The organism is Agrococcus sp. TF02-05, assembly GCF_017565345.1.
Lineage (GTDB): Bacteria > Actinomycetota > Actinomycetes > Actinomycetales > Microbacteriaceae > Agrococcus > Agrococcus pavilionensis.
On the sequence record NZ_JAGEKO010000010.1, the window covers coordinates 26,733 to 47,067 of the forward strand.

Consider the following 20,335-nt stretch of genomic DNA (forward strand, 5'->3'; position numbering starts at 1 on the left):
AGGAGTTCGCATGAGCGCGACCACCACCGAGATGCAGGTGCTCGACGGCATCCACGGCAAGCTCTTCATCGGCGGCGAATGGGTCGACGGTGAGCAGGGCACGATCGAGGTCAGGGACCCCGCTACCGGCGAGGTGATCAAGGAGATCGCGAACGGCTCGGTCGAGGACGGCGTGCGCGCGCTCGACGCGGCCGTCGCGGCGCAGGACTCCTGGGCCCGGACGCCCGCGCGCGTGCGCGGCGAGATCCTGCGCAAGGCCTTCGACCTCCTCCAGGAGCGCAAGGAGGAGTTCGCGCTCCTCATGACGATGGAGATGGGCAAGCCGCTCGCCGAGGCCCGCGGCGAGGTCGCCTACGGCGGCGAGTTCCTGCGCTGGTTCTCGGAGGAGGCCGTGCGCATCGACGGTCGCTACTCCATGACGCCCGAGGGCACCGGCCAGATGATCGTCACGCACCGCCCCGTCGGCCCGTGCTTCCTCATCACGCCCTGGAACTTCCCGCTCGCGATGGCGACCCGCAAGCTCGGCCCGGCGCTCGCCGCGGGCTGCACCGCGGTCGTGAAGCCCGCGACGCTCACGCCCCTCACGACGCTCGCGCTCGTCGCGCTGCTCGAGGAGGCGGGTCTGCCGAAGGGCGTCGTGAACGTCATCACGACCAAGTCGACCGGCGCGCTCTCCGAGCGGCTGCTCGCCGACCCGCGCCTGCGCAAGGTCTCGTTCACGGGATCGACCCCGGTCGGCGTGCAGCTGCTGAAGCAGGCCGCCGACAACGTGCTGAAGTCGTCGATGGAGCTCGGCGGCAACGCGCCGTTCGTCGTCTTCGAGGATGCCGACCTCGACAAGGCGGTCGAGGGCGCGCTGCTGGCGAAGTTCCGCAACATCGGCCAGGCCTGCACCGCGGCCAACCGCTTCATCGTGCACGAGTCGGTCGCCGACGAGTTCTCGCGCCGCATCGGCGAGGCGGTCAAGGCGATGAAGATCGGCCGCGGCACCGAGGAGGGCGTGCAGATCGGCCCGCTCGTCGAGGACAAGGCCGTCGACAACGCGGTGCGGCTCGTCGAGTCGGCGGTCGGCGACGGCGCGACCCTCGTCACCGGCGGCAAGGCGATCGACGGCCCCGGCTCGTTCTTCGAGCCGACCGTGCTCGACGGCGTCACGCCCGACATGGCCGTCTCGATCGAGGAGATCTTCGGCCCGGTCGTCGCGATCCAGCGCTTCTCGACCGAGGAGGACGCCGTGCGCCTCGCGAACGCGACCGAGTACGGCCTCGTCGGCTACGTCTTCACCGAGGACACGAAGCGCGGCCAGCGGATGATCGACCTCATCGACACCGGCATGATGGGGCTCAACGTCGGCGTCGTCTCGAACGCGGCCGGTCCGTTCGGCGGCGTCAAGCAGTCGGGCCTCGGGCGCGAGGGCGGCGCCGAGGGCATCCACGAGTACCTCGAGACGAAGTACACGCTCATGCCCAACCCGTTCGCCTAGCGGCGACGGGCCGCACGGCGGCACGAGAGAGGGCGAGCGGGGAACCGCTCGCCCTCTCTCGTGCGCCGCCGCGAAGCCGGCTCGACAGTATTACCGTATGACGATAATGTGATCACACCGCGCGAGTGGACCAAGGGAGATCACATGTCGCAGCACACCGTCGATCAGGAGATCGGCACGCCAACCATCCGCCAGCTCTCGAAGAGCGATCGCCGGAAGCGCATGGTCGCGGTCGGCATCGGCAACTTCATGGAGTGGTTCGACTTCGCCATCTACGGCTACTTCGCCGCGATCATCGGTGCGCAGTTCTTCCCGTCCGGCAACCCCACGGCCGAGATGCTCTCCGCCCTCGCCGTCTTCGCCGTCGGCTTCCTCTCGCGCCCCATCGGCGCCCTGTTCCTCGGCCCGATGGGCGACCGGCTCGGTCGCCGCGCCGTGCTCATCATCACCGTCATGGGGATGGGCATCATCACAGCGCTCATCGGCCTCGTGCCGTCGTTCGCAGCCATCGGGATCGCGGCGCCCATCATCGTCGTCATCCTGCGCCTGCTGCAGGGCATGATGGTCGGCGGCGAGTGGACGAGCGCGGCCGCCTACATCGGCGAGAGCGCGCCCGCCGGGAAGCGGGGGCTCTACGCGAGCCTCATCACCGCGACGGCCGGCCTCGCGTTCCTCGTCGGCACGCTCACCGCAGTGCTGCTGACCGCCGTCATGGAGCAGTCCGCCCTCGAGTCGTGGGGCTGGCGCATCCCGTTCGTCGCCTCGTTCCTCATGGCGGTCGTCGCCGTCTACATCCGCCGCAAGCTCGAGGACACCCCGGTCTACGAGGAGCTCGAGCGCAAGCGCAAGGCCAACGAGATCGAGCACACGAGCCGCGGCGACAAGGCGCGCGCGTTCGTCATGACCCTCGCCTTCGCCGGCATCTTCGGCGTCGCGCTCTACTACCTCGTCACGTACGCCAACAACCACCTCACCGGCGCGGTCGGCATGGAGCGCTTCGAGGCCCTGTGGGCGACGGCCGTCGTCATGGTCATCTACGTGATCTTCAACCCGCTCATGGGCATGGCGGCCGACCGCTGGGGGCGCAAGCCGGTGAACCACATCGGCATCGCGGGCCTCGTGATCTGGGCCATCCCGGCGTTCGCCCTCATGAACACCGGCAACCCGTGGCTCGTGATCGTCGGGCTCGTGCCCTTCGCCCTCTTCGTCGCGGCGGCCGCGGTGACGAACAACGTGCTGCTCGTCGAGGTGTTCCCCGCGTCGGTGCGCGCGACCGGTTCGGCGATCGGCTACAACGTCGCGTACGCGCTGCTCGCCGGCCCCGGCCCGCTCATCGCGGCCTCGCTCGTGGCAGCGACCGGTCTGCTGATCTCGCCGGCGTTCTACGTCATCGCCGTCGGCATCGTCGCGCTCGCCGTGCTGTGGCCGCTGCTGCCCGAGACCAAGGGCCGCGACATCTCGCGCGGCTGATCGAGAAGACAGGAGCTCCATCATGTACAAGGTCGCGGTCGTGCAGGCTGCATCGGTCCCGTTCGACGCCGACGCGGCGACGGCGAAGGCGGAGCGCCTCATCGCCGAGGTGGCCGCGAACGGCGGCGAGCTCGCGGTCTTCCCCGAGGCGTTCATCGGCGGCTACCCGAAGGGCACGTCCTTCGGCACCGCGATCGGGACGCGGACGGACGCCGGGCGCGTGGAGTACGAGCGCTACGTCTCGGGCGCGATAGCGCTCGACGGCGAGGAGGTCGGCCGGCTCGAGCGCGCGAGCGCCGAGCACGGCGTGCACCTCGTGATGGGCATCATCGAGCGGCTCGGCAACACCCTCTACTGCACCGCGCTCATGATCGACCCGGCGGCGGGCCTCGTCGGCAAGCACCGCAAGCTCATGCCCACCGCGACCGAGCGCCTCGTCTGGGGCTTCGGCGACGGCTCGACGCTCGACACGATGGAGACGCCCGGAGGCCGCGTCGGCACGGTCATCTGCTGGGAGAACTACATGCCGCTCATGCGGCAGGCGATGTACGCGAAGGGCGTGCAGATCTACTGCGCGCCGACCGCGGACGACCGCCCGACCTGGCAGTCGACCATGCAGCACGTGGCGATCGAGGGCCGGACCTTCGTGCTCTCGAGCTGCCAGGTGATCATGAGGGACGCCTTCCCGGCGGACCACCCCGTCGAGTACGAGCTGCCGGGCGGCGACACCCTCATGCGCGGCGGCAGCGTCATCATCGACCCGAGCGGTAGCGTGCTCGCCGGCCCGGTGTTCGACGAGGAGGCGATCCTGTACGCCGAGATCGATCAGGCGGCCAAGGTCCGATCGCACCTCGACTTCGACGCCGTCGGCCACTACGCGCGGCCCGACGTGTTCAGCCTCACGGTGAACACCGCGCCGACCGAATCGGTGCGCTTCACGTCCTGAGCGCGATCGAGGCCGCCTCCCGCAGCGGGGGCGGCCTCGTCGCGTCGGTTCAGGCGGATCCGGCGAGCCAGCGGATGACGTCGGCGACCGGTCCGCTGCGGGCGCTGCGGTAGCCGCTGCCAGCCCACAGGTGCAGGCGATCGGCATCGCCGGCCGCGCTCGCCGCGCGACGCAGCTCGCGCGTGAGGTGGTGGACCGCGGGGTAGGCGAGCGGCGCCTCGGCGCCGTGGCGATCGATGAAGGCGTTCCGCAGCGCGCGAGCCGGCCGCCCGGTGAAGGCGCGCGTGATGACCGTCTCGTCGAAGCGCAAATCGGCCAGCGCCGCTCGATGGGTCGGCGACGTGCCGGCCTCGTCGGTGCGCAGCAGCAGGGTCCCGACCGCGACCGCGACGGCGCCGGCCGAGAGGAGCCCCTGCACCGCGCGGGGGCCGTCGACCCCGCCCGCGGCGACGACGGGCAGTTCGGCGGCGACCAGCACGTCGCGCACGAGCCGCTCCGTCGCGACGGGCTCGAGCGCGCGCCCCGGGTCGTGCGTGGCCGAGTGGCCGCCGGCGTCCGTGCCCTGCACGATCAGTCCGTCGACGCCCGCCTCCGCGGCGGCTCGCGCCTCGCTTGCCGTCGTGACCGTCGCGAGCACGCGGGTGCCGGCGGCCTGCAGGGCGCCGATGTCGCGGCGCGACGGGAGCCCGAAGGTGAGCGACACGACGGGCACCGGGTGCGCGACCAGCTGCGCGACCTTCGCGTCCCACTCGTCGTCGTCGCGAGCGGGCGGCACGCCGAGGTCGACGCCGAGCGCGACCGCCTCGGGACGGATGCGCTGCGCGTACGCGTCGAGGGCCGCGGCGTCCCGGGCCTGCTCGCCCGGCACGAACAGGTTGACGCCGAACGGCAGGCCCAGCTCGCGCATCCGCTCGATCTCGGCGGCCATGGCCGCCGTCGTCTTGTAGCCGGCGGCGAGGAACGGGAACGCGCCCGCCCGAGCCGCTCCGGTCGCGAGCGCGGTCGAGGTCGGTCCGCCGGCCATCGGCGCCGCCACGATCGGCAGGCGCGAGTCGAGCAGGGCGGGTGCGGCCATGGGCGTCCTCCGATCAGTCGAGTGCGGCGGGGGCGAGCAGCTGGTGCGCGGCGAGCTCGCGGTAGAGCGGGGACGCGTCGAGCAGCTCCTCGTGGGTGCCGCGCGCGAGCACGCGGCCGCCGTCGAGCACGACGATCTGGTCGGCGTCGACGACCGTCGCGAGCCGGTGCGCGATCACGAGCGTCGTGCGGCCCTCGCTCGCTACGTCGAGCGCGGCCTTGAGCGACGCCTCGTTGCGGGCGTCGAGGTTGGCGGTCGACTCGTCGAGCAGCAGCACGGGCGTCGCCGCGAGCAGCGCCCGGGCGATCGCGAGCCGCTGCCGCTCGCCGCCCGAGAGCAGCACGCCCGCCTCGCCGACCTCAGTGTCGAGACCGCGCGGCGAGCGGCCGACGAGGTCGCCGAGGTTGACGGCGTCGAGCGCCTCGAGCAGCCGCTCGTCGGTCGCGTCGGGCGCGCCGAGCCGCAGGTTCTCGCGCAGCGAGCCGGCGAGCGCGGGCGCGTCCTGCTCGACGTAGCCGATGAGCGAGCGGAGGCTCTCGCGATCGACGTCGCGCACGTCGCTGCCGCCGACGATCACGCGGCCGGCGGTCGCGTCGTAGAAGCGCTCGACGAGCGCGAACGTCGTCGACTTGCCCGCGCCCGAAGGGCCCACGAGCGCGGTGCGCGAGCCGGCGGGCACCTCGAACGAGACGTCCTCGAGCACGGTGCGCGGCTCGTCGGCCGAGGGGTAGGCGAAGGTGACGCCCTCGAACGCGACCATGGGCGCGCCCGGGCGCGGCTCGAGCGCGATGCGCGCATCCGCATCCGCCTCGGACGGGAGCCGCACGATCTCCTGGATGCGGCCGAGCGCGCCGAGCGCGACGCTCACGGCCGAGATCGCGCCCGCGAGCTGGCCGAGCGGCATGATCATGAGGAACAGGAACAGCAGGAATCCGACGAGCTGCGAGATGGCGATCTCGCCCGTCGCGACCCGCAGGCCGCCGACGCCGAGCACGACGAGGAACGCGAGCTGCACGGCGATGCCGAAGATCGGCACGACGAGCGCCGAGATCCGGGCGACCCGCACGCCGGCGCGGAAGGCGTCGCCCGCGCGGTCGCCGATCGCGTCGACCTCTCGCGCGGTCGCCCCCGCCGCCCGCACGGTGCGCACGGCGCTGATCGCGCGCTCGAGCGCGCTCGTGAGGTGGCCGACCTGCTCCTGCGCGGCGCCGGAGGCGCGGGTGAGGAGCGGCATGACGACGAGCATCGCGCCGATCGCGACGGCGAGCACGAGCACGGTGAGGCCGAGCAGCAGCGGATCGATGATGAGCATCGCGATGACGGCGCCGACGAGCGTCAGCACGCCGCCGATCGACTCGACGAGCCCCTGCGTGAGCACCGCGCGCAGCAGCGTCGTGTCGCTGCCGACGCGGCTCACGAGGTCGCCGACCCGGCGCGCGTCGAACTCGGCGATCGGCAGCCGCAGCATCGAGGCGACGAGCGTGCGGCGTGTGCGCAGCACGACGTGCTCGCCGAGCACCTGCAGCAGGAAGTGCTGGAAGCCGTCGACGATCGCGCCGATCACGACGACCGCGAGCAGCAGCCACGGCAGCCACTCGAGCGCACGCGACTGCTCGACGCGCGCGATGAGCTCCTGCGCCATGAGCGGCTGAGCGAGGGCGAAGCCGGCGCCGAGCACCGAGAGCGCGATCGCGCCCGCGAGCAGCCCCTTCTTGGGGAAGAGGTAGGGGAGCAGCTCGCCGACGCTCGCGCGCGGCCCGTCGTCGCCCCGGCGTCGGAGCATCCCGCGTCGCTCGCTCATGTCTCGCTTCCGTCGTCGTGCGCGGCCGTCACCGCTTGCCGTGCTTCTTGTGCACCGCCTGGCGGCTGACGCCGAGCGCATCGGCGATCGCCTGCCAGGCGAACCCCTCCATTCTCGCGCGTCTCGCGAGCGCCGCTTCCTCCCGCTCGAGCGCGCGCCGCGTCGCGGCGAGCGCCGCAAGCTGCTCGAGCACCCCGCGGGGCTGCTCCCCGGTCACCGTCACCTCGTCCATGCGTCAACCGTAGTTGACATGGCAGGTTGCGTCAACCTGCGTTGACACGCGCAACGAGCCGTCGGCGACTGGGAGACGGAAGGATGCGCGGAGCGGAGCGGGGCGGGCAGCTCGCGCTGCACAGGCGGGTAGGCGGACCGTCGCCCGGCCGACCGGGATGTCCGCGGCACGGTCTACTGTGGGGTCTCGTGCCAGCACCCGTGATCGAGGCGACCGGACTCCGCAAGCAGTACGGCGACTTCACCGCAGTCGACGGGATCGACTTCGCGATCGAGCCGGGGGAGGCGTTCGGCTTCCTCGGGCCCAACGGCGCGGGCAAGTCGACGACGATGCGGATGATCGCCGCGACGTCGACGCGCTCGGCGGGCGACCTCCGCGTGCTCGGCTTCGACCCCGAGACGCACGGGCCCGAGGTGCGGGCGCAGCTCGGCATCGTGCCGCAGGCCGACCAGCTCGACGAGGAGCTGCGGGTCGTCGACAACCTCATCGTCTACGGCCGCTACTTCGGGCTGCCGCTCGACTACGTCAAGCGACGCTCGGAAGAGCTGCTCGAGTTCGCGCAGCTGACCGAGAAGCGCACGGCGCGCGTCGACGGGCTCTCGGGCGGCATGAAGCGGCGCCTCACGATCGCGCGAGGCCTCATCAACGCGCCGAAGGCGATGCTGCTCGACGAGCCGACGACCGGCCTCGACCCGCAGGCGCGGCACGTGCTGTGGGACCGGCTGTTCCGGCTCAAGGAGGAGGGCACGACGCTCGTGCTCACCACGCACTACATGGACGAGGCCGAGCAGCTGTGCGACCGGCTCGTCGTGATCGACAAGGGCACGATCGTCGCCGAGGGCAGCCCGGCCGCGCTCATCCGCGAGTACTCGACGCGCGAGGTGCTCGAGGTGCGCTTCGGCTCGGCCCGCAACGCCCAGGCCGCCGAGGCCATGGCCGGCATCGGCCAGCGCATCGAGGTGCTGCCCGACCGCGTGCTCGTCTACGACCACGACGGCGAGGCCGCGATGTCGGCCGTGCACGAGCGCGGGCTGAGCCCCATCACGAGCCTCGTGCGGCGCTCGAGCCTCGAGGACGTCTTCCTCCGCCTCACGGGAAGGTCGCTGATCGAATGAGCGAGTCGATGCCCACGCGCACGCTCGCCGATGCCGGCGGCGTCGACCACGGCGCGGTCGCCCGCCGCTCGCGCACGTGGGGCTGGTGGTTCGTCGCCGAGCACCGCATCCGCGCCATGCGCTCGTACGTCTTCTCGTGGGTCGGGCTCGGCATCGGCGAGCCCTTCCTCTACATCGTCGGCCTCGGCTTCGGCCTCGGCATGCTCGTCGACGCGAACCAAGGGGAGCAGGGCGTCGACGGCGTGCCCTACATCGTCTTCGTCGCGCCCGCGCTCGCGCTCGCGGCGGCGATGCAGACCGCCGCGCAGGAGAACACCTACGGCGTCTTCGGCGGCTTCAAGTGGTTCCCGATGTTCTTCTCGATGGGCGGCACCCCGATCTCGGCCGCGCACATCGTGCTCGGCTTCCAGCTCTCGGTGCTCGTGCGCGTGCTGCTGCCGCTCACCGCGTTCGCGGTCGTCATGATCGTGCTACAGCTCGGCACGGTCGGCGGCGCGCTCGTGCTCATCGGCATCGGGCTGCTGCTCGCGACCGCCTTCGGGTTCGCGGTCATGTCGTGGGTGTCGACGCAGACGGATGACCGGGGCCAGCTCTCGTTCATCGAGCGGTTCGTCGTCGTGCCCCTCACACTCTTCTCGGGCACCTACTTCCCGCTCGAGACCCTGCCGCTGCTGCTGCAGTGGATCGGCTGGATCTCGCCGCTCTGGCACGCGGTCGAGCTCGGCCGCACGGCGCTCTACGGCGCCGCGATCGAGCCGATGATGCTGCTCGTGCACGTCGGCTACCTCGTCGCGATCGCGGTCGTCTGCTGCCTGCTCTCGATCCGCACCTTCGCGAAGCGGCTCGACAAGTGAGCGAGCTGCTGCTCGAGGCCCCGGCGCCCACCGTGCGCGGGCCGCTCCGCGGCATCTACGCGGGCAACACGCGCTCGGTCGTCGCCCGCGGCCTGCGCGTCATCGCGCGCAACAACTGGCTCATCGTCGTGACGGGCTTCTTCGAGCCGGTCTTCTACCTGCTCTCGATGGGCATCGGGCTCGGCGCGCTCATCGGCGGCGTCGAGTTCTACCGCACCGAGGTGCCGTACGCCGCGTACATCGCACCGGCCCTCATGGCCGTGAGCGCGATGAACGGCGCCGTCTACGACTCGACGATGAACGTCTTCTTCAAGATGAACTACGCGAAGCTCTACCAGCAGATGCTCTCGACGTCGCTCGGCCCGCTCGACGTCGCGCTCGGCGAGATCCTGCTCGCGCTCTTCCGCGGCCTCCTCTACGCGAGCGGCTTCATGCTCGTCACGACGCTCATGGGGCTCAACCTCGCGTGGACGGCCGTGCTCGGGATCCCCGCGGCGCTCGTCATCGCCTTCGCGTTCGCGTCGTTCGGCATGGCGATCACGAGCTACATGAAGACGTTCCAGCACCTCGACTACGTGTGGGTCGTGATGATGCCGATGTTCCTGCTCTCGGCGACGTTCTTCCCGATCGAGGTCTACCCGCAGGGCGTGCAGTGGGTCATCCAGGCGCTGCCGCTCTGGCACGGCGTCGACATGATCCGCCAGCTCACGACCGGGCTCGTGCAGCCGTCGATCCTGCTGCACCTCGCGTACTTCGCGGTCATGATCCTCGTCGGGCTCGTGTTCACGACCGCGAGGCTGCGCGCCCTCTTCCTGCGCTGACGCCCAGCGAGCGCCCCTACGCTGGGGCGCCATGGCTCGAGTGCTCATCTTCGCCCCCGCACCCCTGCTCACCGTCACGATCGAGGAGTTCCGCGGCGCTCCCGACGTGCACGTGCACGTCGGCGGCCAGGGCGTGTGGCAGGGGCGGATGCTGCGGTCGCTCGGCGTCGACGTCGCAGTCGTGTGCTCGGTGGCGGGGGAGACGGGGCTCGTGGTGCGGCAGCTGCTCGAGCGCGAGGGCTTCGACGTCGTCGCGATCGAGCGCGACGCGATCGGCCCGGCGTACGTGCACGACCGCCGCGACGACGACCGCGAGCCGATCGTCGAGGCGGAGGGCGAGCCGCTCGCCCGGCACGAGCTCGACGCGCTCTACTCCGCCGCGCTGAGCGAGGCGCCGAAGGCCGACCTCGTCATCCTCTCGGGCCCCGAGGGCGAGGCGATGCTCGAGCCCGACGCCTACCGGCGGCTCGCGAGCGACGTGCGGCAGCTCGGCGTGCCCGTGCTCGTCGACCTCGCCGGGCCGCGGCTCGAGGCGGCGCTCGAGGGCGGCGTCGACGTGCTCAAGGTGAGCCACGAGGAGCTCGAGCAGGACGGCAGGGTCGACGACGGCGACGACGAGCGGCAGCTGCTGCGCGCCGCCCGGAAGCTCGCCGTCGAGGGCATCGGCCTCGTCGCGATCACGCGCGCCGATGCCGGCTCGCTCGTCGTCGGCGAGGAGGGGGCGTGGCGCGTCGTCGCGCCGGAGCTCGAGCCGGTCGAGACGCGCGGCGCGGGCGACTCCTACACGGCCGCGGTCGCCGCGGTGCTCGCGGAGGGCGGGAGCCATGCCGACGCCATCCGGCTCGGCGCCGCCGCGGGAGCGGTCAACGCGACGCGCCGCGGCCTCGGCACGGGCGACGCCGACGCCATCCGGGCGATCGCCGTGCGGGTCGAGCTGCAGCCGATCAAGCCGGAGCAGGAGGAGGACTGATGCGAGCCCTGATCACGAACGACGACGGCATCGACGCCCCGGGCCTCGCGGCCCTCGCGCGCGTCGCCGCGGAAGCGGGGCTCGATGTCGTCGTCGCCGCGCCCGCCGAGGAGCACTCGGGTGCCAGCGCATCCATCATCGCCACGGAGGGCACCGCCGTCACCGCCGCGGGCGGGAGGGGCGTCGTGCACACCGAGCGGCGCGAGCTGCCGGGCGTCGCCGAGGCGCACGCGGTGCACGCGGCCCCCGCGCTCATCGTGCTGCTCGCGCTCCACGGCGCCTTCGGCCCCGTGCCCGACGTCGTGCTGAGCGGCATCAACCGCGGCGCGAACGTCGGGAGCGCCATCCTGCACTCCGGCACGGTCGGCGCCGCGCTCACCGCGGGCCAGGGCGGCGTGCGAGCGCTCGCCGTCTCGCTCGACGTGGGCCTCCGCGAGGGCGGCGGCGAGCACTGGGAGACCGCGGCCGCGGTCGCGGCGCGCGTGCTGCCCGACCTGCTCGCCGCGCCGGCCGGCACGGTGCTCAACCTCAACGCGCCGGATGTCGACGCGCCCGACGGCGTCGAGCTCGTCGAGGCACCGCTCGCGCCGTTCGGGATCGTGCAGACGACGATGACGGAGCAGGACGGCGACGACGTGCGGCTCGCGATCCGGCAGCACCGCGCCGACGACGCACCCGGCTCCGACATGGAGCGCCTCGCGGCCGGCTTGGCGACCGTGACGGCCGTGCCGACCCTCGGCTCGCCCGCCGGGTAGGGGTCAGCGCGCGACGGGCGCGCGATCGGCCGGTGCCGACGCCGTGCTCGCGCGCCGCGGCACGGCAGGATCACCCGGCCTGCTCACTGCCCGCAGCGCCCACAGGATCGTCACGAGATCGACGACCTCCTGGGTCAGCGCGCCCGCGGTGGCGGGGATGATCCCGAACGCGGCGACGAGCATGAGCGCGACGCTGATCGCGATGCCGAGCCAGATGCTCTGGAGCGCGATGCGCTTCGTGTCGCGGCCGATGCGCACCGCGAGGGCGGTGCGCGAGAGGTCGTCGAGCGTGATGACGACGTCGGCCGACTCGCTCGCCGCCGTCGCGCCTCGCGCGCCCATCGCCACGCCGACATCCGCTGCCGCGAGCACCGGGGCGTCGTTGACGCCGTCGCCGACCATGAGCACCGGTCGCCGCTCGATCGCGTGCACCGCCTCGACCTTGTCGGCCGGCAGGCACTCGGCGCGCACCTCGGTGATGCCGAGCTCATCGGCCACGTGCCGGGCGGTCGGCCAGGCATCCCCCGTGAGCATGACCGTCTCCCGGATGCCGACGGCGTCGAGCGCGGCGATCGTGGCGGCGGCCTCCGGGCGCACCGGGTCGCGAGCGATGATCGCTCCGGCGAACCGGTCGCCGACCGCGACGTAGATCGCGAGCTCGCCGCTCTCGAGGCTCGCCTCCCGCGCATCCGCGGCGTGCTCGCGCACGAACGCGAGCTTGCCCACGACGACGCGGCGGCCGTCGATCTCGGCGACGACCCCGAAGGTCGCCTCCTCCGACGCGCTGCGCGCCTCGCGCAGCTCGAGGCCGCGCTCACGCGCAGCGAGCATGACCGAGCTGGCCAGCACGTGCGACGAGTACTGCTCGGCCGAGGCGGCGAGGGCCAGCAGCTCGTCGTCGTCGACGCCGGCCGCGGGCAGCACCCGCTCGACGGTCGGCGCGCCGCCCGTGAGCGTGCCCGTCTTGTCGAACACCGCCGTGCGCGCCGTCGCGAGCTGCTCGAGCACGCCCGCGCCCTTGACGATGATGCCGTGCCGCGCCGCGCGGCTCATGCCGCCCATGAACGCGACGGGCGCGGCGATGAGCAGCGGGCACGGCGTCGCCACGACGAGCACCTCCGCGAAGCGCACCGGATCGCCGGACACGGCCCACGCGATGCCCGCGATGAGCAGCGAGACCGCGGTGAACGGCACCGCGTAGCGGTCGGCGAGGCGCACGACGGGCGCGCGGCTCTCGGCGGCCTCCTCGACGAGCCGCACGATGCGCTGGTACTGGCTCTCGGCGGCGGTCGCCGTCGCCCGGATCCGCACCGCGAGCTGGGCGTTCACCGACCCGCTCAGCAGCCGGTCGCCCGCCGTGAGCTCCACGGGCAGGCTCTCGCCCGTGAGCGACGACTCGTCGACCACCGCGTGCTCGCTCAGCAGCTCGGCGTCGACGGGCACGATCTCGGCGGGGCGCAGCAGCAGCACGTCGCCCGCGCGCACGTCATCGGCGCCGATGTCCTCGAGCTCGCCGTCCGGCAGCTCGCGGTGCGCCCGCTGCGGTGCCCGCTCGAGGAGCGCCGTCAGCTCGCGCTTCGCGCGCCCTGCCGCGTAGTCCTCGAGCGCCTCGCCGCCGGTGAGCATGAGCACGATGATGATCGCCGCGACGTACTCGTCGACGAGCAGCGTCGCGACGATCGCGGTGATCGCGAGGATGTCGAGGCCCCAGTGGCCGCGCAGCACGTCGCGCACCATCCCGACGCCCTGGATGACGACCACGACCGCGGCCCACGCGATACACAGCCAGCGCGCGGCGTCGCCCGCCCCCAGCGCGGCGGCGACGGTCGCCGCGGCGCCGACGAGCACGGTGATGGCGACCAGGGGATAGCGTCGCGCCGCGCGACCGAGCCACAGCATGCCCTCAGTGTGGCCCGCGACAGGCGGCGGTGCCAGCGAGGCGAAGCTTCCCTGCACGGGGAACGAAGCGGCCCGCCACCCTCCCGGGCAGCGGGCCGGACGCATCCGTCGCGCGTCAGCGCTCGATGTCGACGTCCTTCGTCTCCTTCGAGATGACGAGGGCGATGAGCGTCAGCAGGCCGGCGCCCGAGAGGTAGATGCCGACCCAGAAGGGGCTGCCGCCGCCGAGCGTCCACAGCGCCACGGCGATGAACGGTGCGACGGCCGCGCCGAGGATCGACGAGACGTTGTACGAGATGCCCGAGCCGGTGTAGCGCACGTTGGTCGGGAACAGCTCCGGCAGGAGGGCGCCCATCGGGCCGAACGTGAAGCCCATGAGCGACATGCCGATGATGAGCCACGCCATGACGCCGAAGAGCCCGCCGCCCGTGAGCGGCACCCACAGCAGGCCGAAGACGATGATGGCTGCGGTGACCCAGATGAGCGTCTTGCGGCGGCCGAAGCGGTCGGCGAGCGGGCCCGAGACGAGCGTGAAGATGCCGAAGAAGACGACGCCCACGATGAGCATGAGCACGAAGGTGTTGTACGAGTAGCCGAGGCCCGGCACCGCCGCATCCACCGGCGCGCGGCCGTAGGTGAGCGAGAACGCCGTCATCAGGTAGAAGAGCACGTACGTCGCGAGCATGAAGAAGGTGCCGAGGATGAGCTCCTTCCAGTGGTCGCGGAACACGGTCGCGAGCGGCAGGCGCTGCACCGCGCCGCTCGACTTCGCCTTCGAGAACGCGGTCGACTCGACGAGCTTGAGGCGCACGTAGAGGCCGACGATGACCATCACGGCGGAGAACAGGAACGGGATGCGCCAGCCCCACTCGAGGAACGCCTCGGACGGCATCGAGGGGTCGTCGCTCGGCAGCGCCGCGGCGATGATGAGGAAGAGGCCGTTCGCGATGATGAAGCCGATCGGCGCGCCGAGCTGCGGGAACGTGCCGTACCAGGCGCGCTTGCCCACCGGGGCGTTCTCGGTTGCGACGAGCGCCGCGCCCGACCACTCACCGCCGAGCGCGAAGCCCTGCGCGAGGCGCATGAGCACGAGCAGCGCCGCCGCGATCCAGCCCACCTGGGCGTAGGTCGGCAGCACGCCGATGAGGAACGTCGCGACGCCCATCGTGAGGAGGGCGCCGACGAGCGTCACCTTGCGGCCGTGCTTGTCGCCGAGGTGGCCGAAGACGATCGAGCCGACCGGGCGCGCGACCATCGCGGCGCCGAAGACCGCGAACGACGACAGCAGCGCCGTCGTCTCGTCGCCGGCCGGGAAGAAGAGGTGCGGGAACACGAGCACGGCGGCGGTCGCGTAGACGTAGAAGTCGTAGAACTCGATCGTCGTGCCGACGAGGCTCGCGAAGATGACGCGGCCGCGGGAGTTGGCCGGCTTGGACGGCGCGGAGGACGCCTGGGTTGCGGAGATGGACATGCTGCTTCCTGGTAAGCGTCGCGCGCGCGATGGTCGCGGGTGTGCTGGCGCGCGTTGGAGCGGTCCGCTCGTGACGGCCCGGCCGCGTGGGAGCCACTTTCGGCTCCGGGGGACGACCTGCCCAGTGTAACGAGTGTCTGATACCTCGGTCCCTGCCGGCTACGGCCGCATGGACGACAGCGACCGGAGCGCGAGCGCGGCCTCGACGACCGCCTCGGCCGCCTCGCGGCCCTTGTCCTCCTTCGAGCCGGGCAGGCCCGCGCGATCGATGCCCTGCTGCTCGTCCTCGAGGGTAAGCACCCCGAAGCCGACGGGCTTGCCCGTGCGCACGGCGACCTCCGTCAGCCCCATGGTGGCGGCGTGCGAGACGTACTCGAAGTGCGGGGTGCCCCCGCGGATGATCACGCCGAGCGCGACCGCGCCGTCGAAGCCGGCCTCGAGCGCGCCCTGCGCGACGACCGGCAGTTCGAACGCGCCCGGCACGGGCAGCTCGACGACCTCCGCGCCGGTCTCCGCGAGCGCGCCGCGCGCGCCCTCCAGCAGGCCGTCCGCGATGCGCTCGTGCCAGCGGCCGTGCACAATCGCGATGCGCAGCCCGCGTCCGTCGAGGCGGTGGGTCTCGGGGCGTCCCTCTCCGGCCATCAGTGCTCTCCTTGCTCGTCGTTCTGGGTGATGACCGCCGGCAGCTGGTGCCCCATGCGGTCGCGCTTCGCCTGCAGGTACTGCTCGTTGAAGGTGCCGACCCCGACGAGCAGCGGCACGAGCTCGGAGACCTCGACGCCGTGCTTCTCGAGCTCCGCCTGCTTGAGCGGGTTGTTCGAGAGCAGCCGGATCGACTCGAGCCCCTGCTGCTTGAGGATCGCCGCCGCGGCGCCGTACTCGCGCGCGTCAGCGGGCAGGCCGAGCGCGAGGTTGGCGTCGAGCGTGTCGAGGCCGTCCTCCTGCAGGCGGTAGGCCTTGAGCTTGTTGATGAGGCCGATGCCGCGCCCCTCCTGCCCGCGCAGGTAGACGACCATGCCGTTGCCCGACTCCTGCACCTGCTGCATCGCCGCGTCGAGCTGCGGGCCGCACTCGCACTTGAGCGAGTGGAGGGCTTCGCCTGTGAGGCACTCGGAGTGCACGCGCACGAGCGCGCCGTCGGAGAGCTGCCCGGCGATGATCGCGACGTGGTCGGCGCCCGTCTGGCGGTCGCGGTAGGCGGCCATCCGGAACGTGCCCCAGCGGGTCGGCACGTTCGTCTCGACCTCGAACGACACGCGCGCCGACTCCTCGTTCGCGCCCTTGCACGCGGTCGGCAGGCCGCCGGCGTCGAGGTAGTCGATGAGGTCGGCGATCGTGATGACGGGCAGGCCGTGCTCCTCGCCGAACGCGATGAGCGAGGGGAGCCGGCGCAGCTCGCCCGAGTCCTCGACGAGCTCGCCGATCGCCGCGACCGGCTCGAGGCCCGCGAGCTGCATGAGTTCGACGGCCGCCTCGGTGTGGCCGGGGCGCTGCCGCACGCCGCCCTCGACGGCGCGCAGCGGCACGATGTGCCCGGGCCGGCGGAGGTCGGCGGGCGTCGCGGCCGGGTTCGCGAGCACGCGCAGCGTGTGCGCGCGGTCGTCGGCGGAGATGCCCGTGCTGTCGCGGTCGGCGGCGTCGACGGTGATCGTGTACGCCGTCTGCCGCGAGTCCTCGTTCTCGAGCACCATGAGCGGTAGCCCGAGCTCGTCGGCGCGCTCGCCCGTGAGCGGCGCGCACAGGTAGCCGGAGGTGTGGCGCACCAGGAAGGCGATCCACTCGGCCGTCGCGAGCTGCGCCGAGAGGATGAGGTCGCCCTCGTTCTCGCGGCCCTCGTCGTCGACGACGATGATCGGCTTCCGGGCGCGGAGCGCCTCGAGCGCCGCGTCGATCGTGGTGATGCTCATCGTGCGTCCTCCCGCTGGAGCATGCGCTCGACGTGGCGAGCGACGATGTCGGTCTCGATGTTGACCCGGTCGCCGACGGCGCGGAACCCGAGGGTCGTCGACTCGAGCGTCTCGGGGATGAGCGAGACCTCGAACCACTGCTCGGCCTCGCCCGGCGCGCTCACGGCCGACACGGTGAGGCTGATGCCGTCGACGGCGATCGAGCCCTTCCGCACCACGAGGTGCGCGAGCTCGGGTGCGAGCGAGAAGCGCACCGTGCGCTGGCCGTCGCCGTCGGTGACGGCGAGCACGGTCGCGGTGCCGTCGATGTGCCCCTGCACGATGTGGCCGCCGAGGCGGTCGCCGACCGCGGCGGCGCGCTCGAGGTTCACGCGGTCGCCCGCCCGGCGGTCGCCCAGCGTGGACATGTCGACCGAGATCTGCATGACGTCGGCCGTGAACGCATCCGTCGTCTGCTCGACGACCGTGAGGCACAGGCCGTTGACGGCGATCGAGTCGCCGTGCGACGCGTCGCTCACGACGAGGGGGCCGCGCACGGTGAGGCGCCACGCGTCGCCCTGCTCGGATCGGTGCGGCTCGAACGAGACGATCTCGCCGAGCTCTTCGATGATGCCGGTGAACATCACTGCTCGCTCTCTGTCGTGGCCTCGACCAGCAGGTCGCGGCCGAGCTGCTCGAGTCGCGTGACCGCGAGGCGGCGCTGCTCGTCGATGGTGCCGACGCCGATGGCGTCGATCGCGGTGCGCGGGCCCCCGAGGAGGGTCGGCGCGAGGTAGATCGTGAAGCGGTCGGCGAGCCCGGCGCGGATGAACGCGCTCGCGAGCGTCGGGCCGCCCTCGACGTAGAGGGATTGGATGCCGTCGGCGGCGAGGGCGCGGAGCTCGGCCTCGATGTCGCGGCCGGCCGTGCGGAGGCCGCGCGGGTGCGCGCGGAGCGCGGCGGCTGCGGGGATGTCCCGCTCGCCGAAGACGACGGGGAGCGGCTGCGGGGCGTCGTCGACGCCGGGGATGCGCGCGGTGAGCAGCGGGTCGTCGACGAGCACCGTGCCGGTGCCGACGGCGATCGCGTCGTGCGCGCTGCGCTCGCGGTGCACGTGCTCCCGCGCCTCGGCGCCCGTGATCCACCGACTCGAGCCGTCGGCGGCGGCGGCGCGGCCGTCGAGCGACTGCGCCCACTTGACGGTCACGCGGGGCCGGCCGGTGCGCTGCACGAAGAGCCAGTCGGCGATGAGCGCCTCGCCCTCGGCCTCGTCGAGCCGCTCGACCTCGATGCCGGCCACGGCGAGGCGCGCGGCGCCGCCGGAGGAGGCCTCGCCGGGATCGGCGGCCGCGTGCACGACGCGGGCGACGCCGGCCTCGAGCAGCGCGACCGCGCAGGGGCCGGTGCGGCCGGTGTGGTTGCAGGGCTCGAGGGTGACGACGGCGGTGGCGCCTCGGGCCTCGCCGGGCGCGAGCTTCGAGAGCGCGTCGACCTCGGCGTGCGGAGTGCCGGCGCCGCGGTGCCAGCCCTCGGCGAGCACGCGCCCGTCGGGGGAGAGGATGACGGCGCCGACCTGCGGGTTCACGCCCCGAGGGCCGAGCAGCGCGAGCTCGCGCGCGCGAGCCATCGCGCTGCGCTCCGCCGCGCTGATGCTCGCGGTGCCGTTGCCTGCCATGCCGTTCCCTTCCGAACGCGCGCGGGGAACGGGGGGTCGCGAGCGACCCCACGTGCGCCTCCCCTCCGGACTCTCACCGTCGGTGCTGGAATTCCACCAGCTCAGCCGATCGGCCGCTCGGGTTCGAGCGGGCCTCTCGGGTCGCGGACTGTCACCGCCGGTTCAGACTTGCACTGACCCCGGGCACGTTGCACTTGCCACCCTACAACTCGACTCCCGCGCGCCCCATTCCCGCCCGACGCAGCCCGGCCTCGCGCAGAGTTCCGGCACTCTGCGGCGGGCGCGGCGGAAGGGCGCGGCGGTCAGTCGAGGGGCGGCCAGGGGCGCGCGTCGGCGGGCATGCCCGACGCGACGCGCACGGCGTGGTGCTGCAGCACCGGCTCGCCGCGCTGCGTGCCCTGCTCGGTGCCGAGGTAGGCGAAGCCGGCGGCCTTCGCGACCCGCATCGAGCCGAGGTTGCCGTCGTAGCAGCGCCAGTGCACCTCGGGCCACGTCAAGCAGCCCTCCGCGTGCCCGACGACGGTGCGCAGCGCATCCGCCATGAGTCCCTTGCCCTGCGCGTCGGGGTGCAGCCAGAAGCCGACCTCGCCGCGCTCGGTGCGGAGGCCGATGACCCCCGCGAGCGGCCCGCGCAGCGACTCGCGGATCGCCCACACGCGCTCATCGTGCTCGCCGCGCCAGCCGGCGGGCGCGAACCCCCGCACGAAGCCCTCCGCGTCGGCGCGCGAGTAGGGCCACGGGGTGTCGAGGAACCGCCGCGCCTGCTCGGTCGAGCACGCCTCGACGACCCGGTCGATGTCGTCGTCGCGCAGCGCCGTCAGGAGCACCGTGCGGCCGAGCACCGGCAGCGAGGGTCCCGCGAGCGGCGCGGCGCTCATCGCAGCCCCATCGCCTCCAGCGCGCGGGCGAGCGTCGCGTCGGCCACCTCGGCGGCGCGCTCGGCGTTCGCGGCGAGCAGCCGGTCGAGCTCGGCGGGATCGGCGAGCAGCTCGAGCGTGCGCTCCCGCACTGGCGCGAGCTCGGCGACGACCGCGTCCGCGACCGCGGTCTTGAAGACGCCGTAGCCCTCGCCCGCGAACTCCGCCTCGAGCGACGCGACGGGTGTGCCCGTCATCGCCGAGAGGATGTCGAGCAGGTTCGTCACCCCGGGCTTCGCGGCCCGGTCGGCGCGGATCGAGCCGTCGGTGTCGGTGACGGCCGAGCGGATCTTCTTCGCCGTCCTCGAGGGCTCGTCGAGCAGCCAGATGACGCCCTTGTCGTTGTCGGCCGACTTCGACATCTTCGACTCGGGCGATTGGAGGTCGTAGATGCGCGCGCCGCCCGCGAGGATGACGGGCTTCGGCACCGTGAACGTCTTCCCGAAGCGCTTGTTGAAGCGCTCGGCGAGGTCGCGCGTGAGCTCGACGTGCTGCTTCTGGTCGTCGCCGACCGGCACGACCTCGGTGTCGTAGAGCAGGATGTCGGCGGCCATGAGGATCGGGTACGTGAACAGGCCGACCGAGGCCGCCTCCTGCCCGCCCTTGACCGTCTTGTCCTTGAACTGCGTCATCCGGCTCGCCTCGCCGAAGCCCGTGATGGTCGCGAGCAGCCACTGCAGCTGCGCGTGCGCGGCGACGTGCGACTGCACGTACAGGCACGAGCGATCGGGGTCGATGCCGCCCGCGATGTACTGCGCGGCGAGCGTCCGCACCTGCTCGCGCAGCACATCCGGGGCCTGGGGCACCGTGATCGCGTGCAGGTCGACGATCGAGAAGAAGGCGTCGAAGTCGCCCTGCATCGCGCGCCACTGCTGCAGCGCGCCGATGTAGTTGCCGAGGTGGAGCGAGCCCGAGGAGGGCTGCATCCCCGAGTAGAGGCGGGGGTTGGGCATGGATGCGTTCCT

At 72.6% G+C, this 20,335-nt stretch carries 19 protein-coding genes and 1 riboswitch; of the genes, 8 read left to right on the top strand and 11 right to left on the bottom strand.

Annotated elements, in window-relative coordinates:
* The first annotated feature begins 10 nt into the window (after positions 1–10).
* The 3 genes from JQT67_RS10580 to JQT67_RS10590 all read left to right on the top strand — a co-directional run bounded on the left by JQT67_RS10580 (position 11) and on the right by JQT67_RS10590 (position 3,899).
* Positions 11–1,483, top strand: coding sequence for an NAD-dependent succinate-semialdehyde dehydrogenase (locus JQT67_RS10580; RefSeq protein WP_021009869.1), 1,473 nt, complete (start codon positions 11–13; stop codon positions 1,481–1,483).
* 144 nt (positions 1,484–1,627) lie between these two features.
* Positions 1,628–2,953, top strand: coding sequence for an MFS transporter (locus JQT67_RS10585; protein ID WP_021009870.1), 1,326 nt, complete (start codon positions 1,628–1,630; stop codon positions 2,951–2,953).
* 22 nt (positions 2,954–2,975) lie between these two features.
* On the top strand, positions 2,976–3,899 hold the full coding sequence (locus tag JQT67_RS10590) for a carbon-nitrogen hydrolase family protein (protein WP_021009871.1): 924 nt from the start codon (positions 2,976–2,978) through the stop codon (positions 3,897–3,899).
* 49 nt (positions 3,900–3,948) lie between these two features.
* Here JQT67_RS10590 and JQT67_RS10595 read toward each other — a convergent pair whose 3' ends face one another.
* From JQT67_RS10595 to JQT67_RS10605, 3 genes are read right to left on the bottom strand one after another with little or no spacing between them, the layout of a single operon-like run.
* Positions 3,949–4,974, bottom strand: a complete 1,026-nt coding sequence (locus tag JQT67_RS10595; protein ID WP_208064636.1) for a nitronate monooxygenase family protein — start codon at positions 4,972–4,974, stop codon at positions 3,949–3,951.
* Between the two features lie 13 nt (positions 4,975–4,987).
* Positions 4,988–6,775 carry an ABC transporter ATP-binding protein gene (locus tag JQT67_RS10600; protein WP_208064637.1) on the bottom strand — a complete coding sequence of 596 codons (1,788 nt, stop codon included), beginning with the start codon at positions 6,773–6,775 and terminating at the stop codon, positions 4,988–4,990.
* A 28-nt stretch (positions 6,776–6,803) separates the two neighbouring features.
* Entirely contained in the window at positions 6,804–7,007 is a 204-nt protein-coding gene (locus JQT67_RS10605) for an AsnC family protein (RefSeq protein ID WP_208064638.1), read from the bottom strand.
* 188 nt (positions 7,008–7,195) lie between these two features.
* Between JQT67_RS10605 and JQT67_RS10610 the strand changes: the two genes are divergently transcribed.
* The 5 genes from JQT67_RS10610 to surE are packed head-to-tail and all read left to right on the top strand — an operon-like array spanning position 7,196 to position 11,522.
* The gene (locus tag JQT67_RS10610) at positions 7,196–8,122 is read left to right on the top strand and encodes an ABC transporter ATP-binding protein (protein WP_031223345.1); all 927 of its coding nucleotides are present in this window, start codon (positions 7,196–7,198) and stop codon (positions 8,120–8,122) included.
* Positions 8,123–8,130: 8 nt separating this feature from the next.
* Positions 8,131–8,976: an ABC transporter permease gene (locus JQT67_RS10615; protein ID WP_031223346.1), complete on the top strand. Its 846-nt coding sequence runs from the start codon at positions 8,131–8,133 to the stop codon at positions 8,974–8,976.
* On the top strand, positions 8,973–9,797 hold the full coding sequence (locus tag JQT67_RS10620) for an ABC transporter permease (RefSeq protein WP_307864304.1): 825 nt from the start codon (positions 8,973–8,975) through the stop codon (positions 9,795–9,797). Before JQT67_RS10615 ends, JQT67_RS10620 begins: the two co-directional genes overlap by 4 nt.
* 31 nt (positions 9,798–9,828) lie before the next feature.
* On the top strand, positions 9,829–10,767 hold the full coding sequence (locus JQT67_RS10625) for a 1-phosphofructokinase family hexose kinase (protein ID WP_208064640.1): 939 nt from the start codon (positions 9,829–9,831) through the stop codon (positions 10,765–10,767).
* Positions 10,767–11,522: a 5'/3'-nucleotidase SurE gene (surE, locus tag JQT67_RS10630; RefSeq protein ID WP_021009877.1), complete on the top strand. Its 756-nt coding sequence runs from the start codon at positions 10,767–10,769 to the stop codon at positions 11,520–11,522. The genes JQT67_RS10625 and surE overlap by 1 nt, the downstream gene beginning before the upstream one ends.
* Positions 11,523–11,525: 3 nt before the next feature.
* Here surE and JQT67_RS10635 read toward each other — a convergent pair whose 3' ends face one another.
* The 8 genes from JQT67_RS10635 to trpS all read right to left on the bottom strand — a co-directional run bounded on the left by JQT67_RS10635 (position 11,526) and on the right by trpS (position 20,323).
* A complete protein-coding gene (locus tag JQT67_RS10635) occupies positions 11,526–13,421 on the bottom strand; it encodes a heavy metal translocating P-type ATPase (RefSeq protein WP_208064641.1) in 1,896 nt (631 codons plus the stop codon).
* 115 nt (positions 13,422–13,536) lie between these two features.
* A complete protein-coding gene (locus tag JQT67_RS10640) occupies positions 13,537–14,892 on the bottom strand; it encodes an MFS transporter (protein ID WP_208064642.1) in 1,356 nt (451 codons plus the stop codon).
* Positions 14,893–15,051: 159 nt separating this feature from the next.
* The gene (ribH, locus tag JQT67_RS10645; protein ID WP_208064643.1) at positions 15,052–15,534 is read right to left on the bottom strand and encodes a 6,7-dimethyl-8-ribityllumazine synthase; all 483 of its coding nucleotides are present in this window, start codon (positions 15,532–15,534) and stop codon (positions 15,052–15,054) included.
* Entirely contained in the window at positions 15,534–16,799 is a 1,266-nt protein-coding gene (ribA, locus tag JQT67_RS10650) for a GTP cyclohydrolase II (RefSeq protein ID WP_208064644.1), read from the bottom strand. Before ribA ends, ribH begins: the two co-directional genes overlap by 1 nt.
* On the bottom strand, positions 16,796–17,422 hold the full coding sequence (locus JQT67_RS10655) for a riboflavin synthase (RefSeq protein ID WP_208064645.1): 627 nt from the start codon (positions 17,420–17,422) through the stop codon (positions 16,796–16,798). The genes ribA and JQT67_RS10655 overlap by 4 nt, the downstream gene beginning before the upstream one ends.
* Positions 17,422–18,453, bottom strand: coding sequence for a bifunctional diaminohydroxyphosphoribosylaminopyrimidine deaminase/5-amino-6-(5-phosphoribosylamino)uracil reductase RibD (gene ribD, locus JQT67_RS10660; protein WP_243755931.1), 1,032 nt, complete (start codon positions 18,451–18,453; stop codon positions 17,422–17,424). The genes JQT67_RS10655 and ribD overlap by 1 nt, the downstream gene beginning before the upstream one ends.
* 48 nt (positions 18,454–18,501) lie before the next feature.
* A riboswitch (FMN riboswitch) is annotated at positions 18,502–18,644 on the bottom strand.
* A gap of 111 nt (positions 18,645–18,755) precedes the next feature.
* Positions 18,756–19,331 (bottom strand): GNAT family N-acetyltransferase, encoded by a 576-nt coding sequence (locus tag JQT67_RS10665; RefSeq protein WP_208064646.1) that lies wholly within the window; start codon positions 19,329–19,331, stop codon positions 18,756–18,758.
* Positions 19,328–20,323 (bottom strand): tryptophan--tRNA ligase, encoded by a 996-nt coding sequence (gene trpS / locus JQT67_RS10670; RefSeq protein ID WP_021009885.1) that lies wholly within the window; start codon positions 20,321–20,323, stop codon positions 19,328–19,330. The genes JQT67_RS10665 and trpS overlap by 4 nt, the downstream gene beginning before the upstream one ends.
* Between the last annotated feature and the right edge of the window lie 12 nt (positions 20,324–20,335).

Bases quoted from the DNA above. Each gene is read 5' to 3' on its own strand.
- JQT67_RS10625 (WP_208064640.1), top strand. From the start codon at position 9,829: ATGGCTCGAGTGCTCATCTTCGCCCCCGCACCCCTGCTCACCGTCACG.
- JQT67_RS10585 (WP_021009870.1), top strand. From the start codon at position 1,628: ATGTCGCAGCACACCGTCGATCAGGAGATCGGCACGCCAACCATCCGC.
- ribH (WP_208064643.1), bottom strand. From the start codon at position 15,534: ATGGCCGGAGAGGGACGCCCCGAGACCCACCGCCTCGACGGACGCGGG.
- JQT67_RS10605 (WP_208064638.1), bottom strand. From the start codon at position 7,007: ATGGACGAGGTGACGGTGACCGGGGAGCAGCCCCGCGGGGTGCTCGAG.
- JQT67_RS10640 (WP_208064642.1), bottom strand. From the start codon at position 14,892: ATGTCCATCTCCGCAACCCAGGCGTCCTCCGCGCCGTCCAAGCCGGCC.
- JQT67_RS10665 (WP_208064646.1), bottom strand. From the start codon at position 19,331: ATGAGCGCCGCGCCGCTCGCGGGACCCTCGCTGCCGGTGCTCGGCCGC.
- ribD (WP_243755931.1), bottom strand. From the start codon at position 18,453: ATGGCAGGCAACGGCACCGCGAGCATCAGCGCGGCGGAGCGCAGCGCG.
- JQT67_RS10590 (WP_021009871.1), top strand. From the start codon at position 2,976: ATGTACAAGGTCGCGGTCGTGCAGGCTGCATCGGTCCCGTTCGACGCC.
- JQT67_RS10595 (WP_208064636.1), bottom strand. From the start codon at position 4,974: ATGGCCGCACCCGCCCTGCTCGACTCGCGCCTGCCGATCGTGGCGGCG.
- JQT67_RS10580 (WP_021009869.1), top strand. From the start codon at position 11: ATGAGCGCGACCACCACCGAGATGCAGGTGCTCGACGGCATCCACGGC.
- JQT67_RS10635 (WP_208064641.1), bottom strand. From the start codon at position 13,421: ATGCTGTGGCTCGGTCGCGCGGCGCGACGCTATCCCCTGGTCGCCATC.
- trpS (WP_021009885.1), bottom strand. From the start codon at position 20,323: ATGCCCAACCCCCGCCTCTACTCGGGGATGCAGCCCTCCTCGGGCTCG.
- JQT67_RS10655 (WP_208064645.1), bottom strand. From the start codon at position 17,422: ATGTTCACCGGCATCATCGAAGAGCTCGGCGAGATCGTCTCGTTCGAG.
- surE (WP_021009877.1), top strand. From the start codon at position 10,767: ATGCGAGCCCTGATCACGAACGACGACGGCATCGACGCCCCGGGCCTC.
- JQT67_RS10600 (WP_208064637.1), bottom strand. From the start codon at position 6,775: ATGAGCGAGCGACGCGGGATGCTCCGACGCCGGGGCGACGACGGGCCG.
- JQT67_RS10615 (WP_031223346.1), top strand. From the start codon at position 8,131: ATGCCCACGCGCACGCTCGCCGATGCCGGCGGCGTCGACCACGGCGCG.
- ribA (WP_208064644.1), bottom strand. From the start codon at position 16,799: ATGAGCATCACCACGATCGACGCGGCGCTCGAGGCGCTCCGCGCCCGG.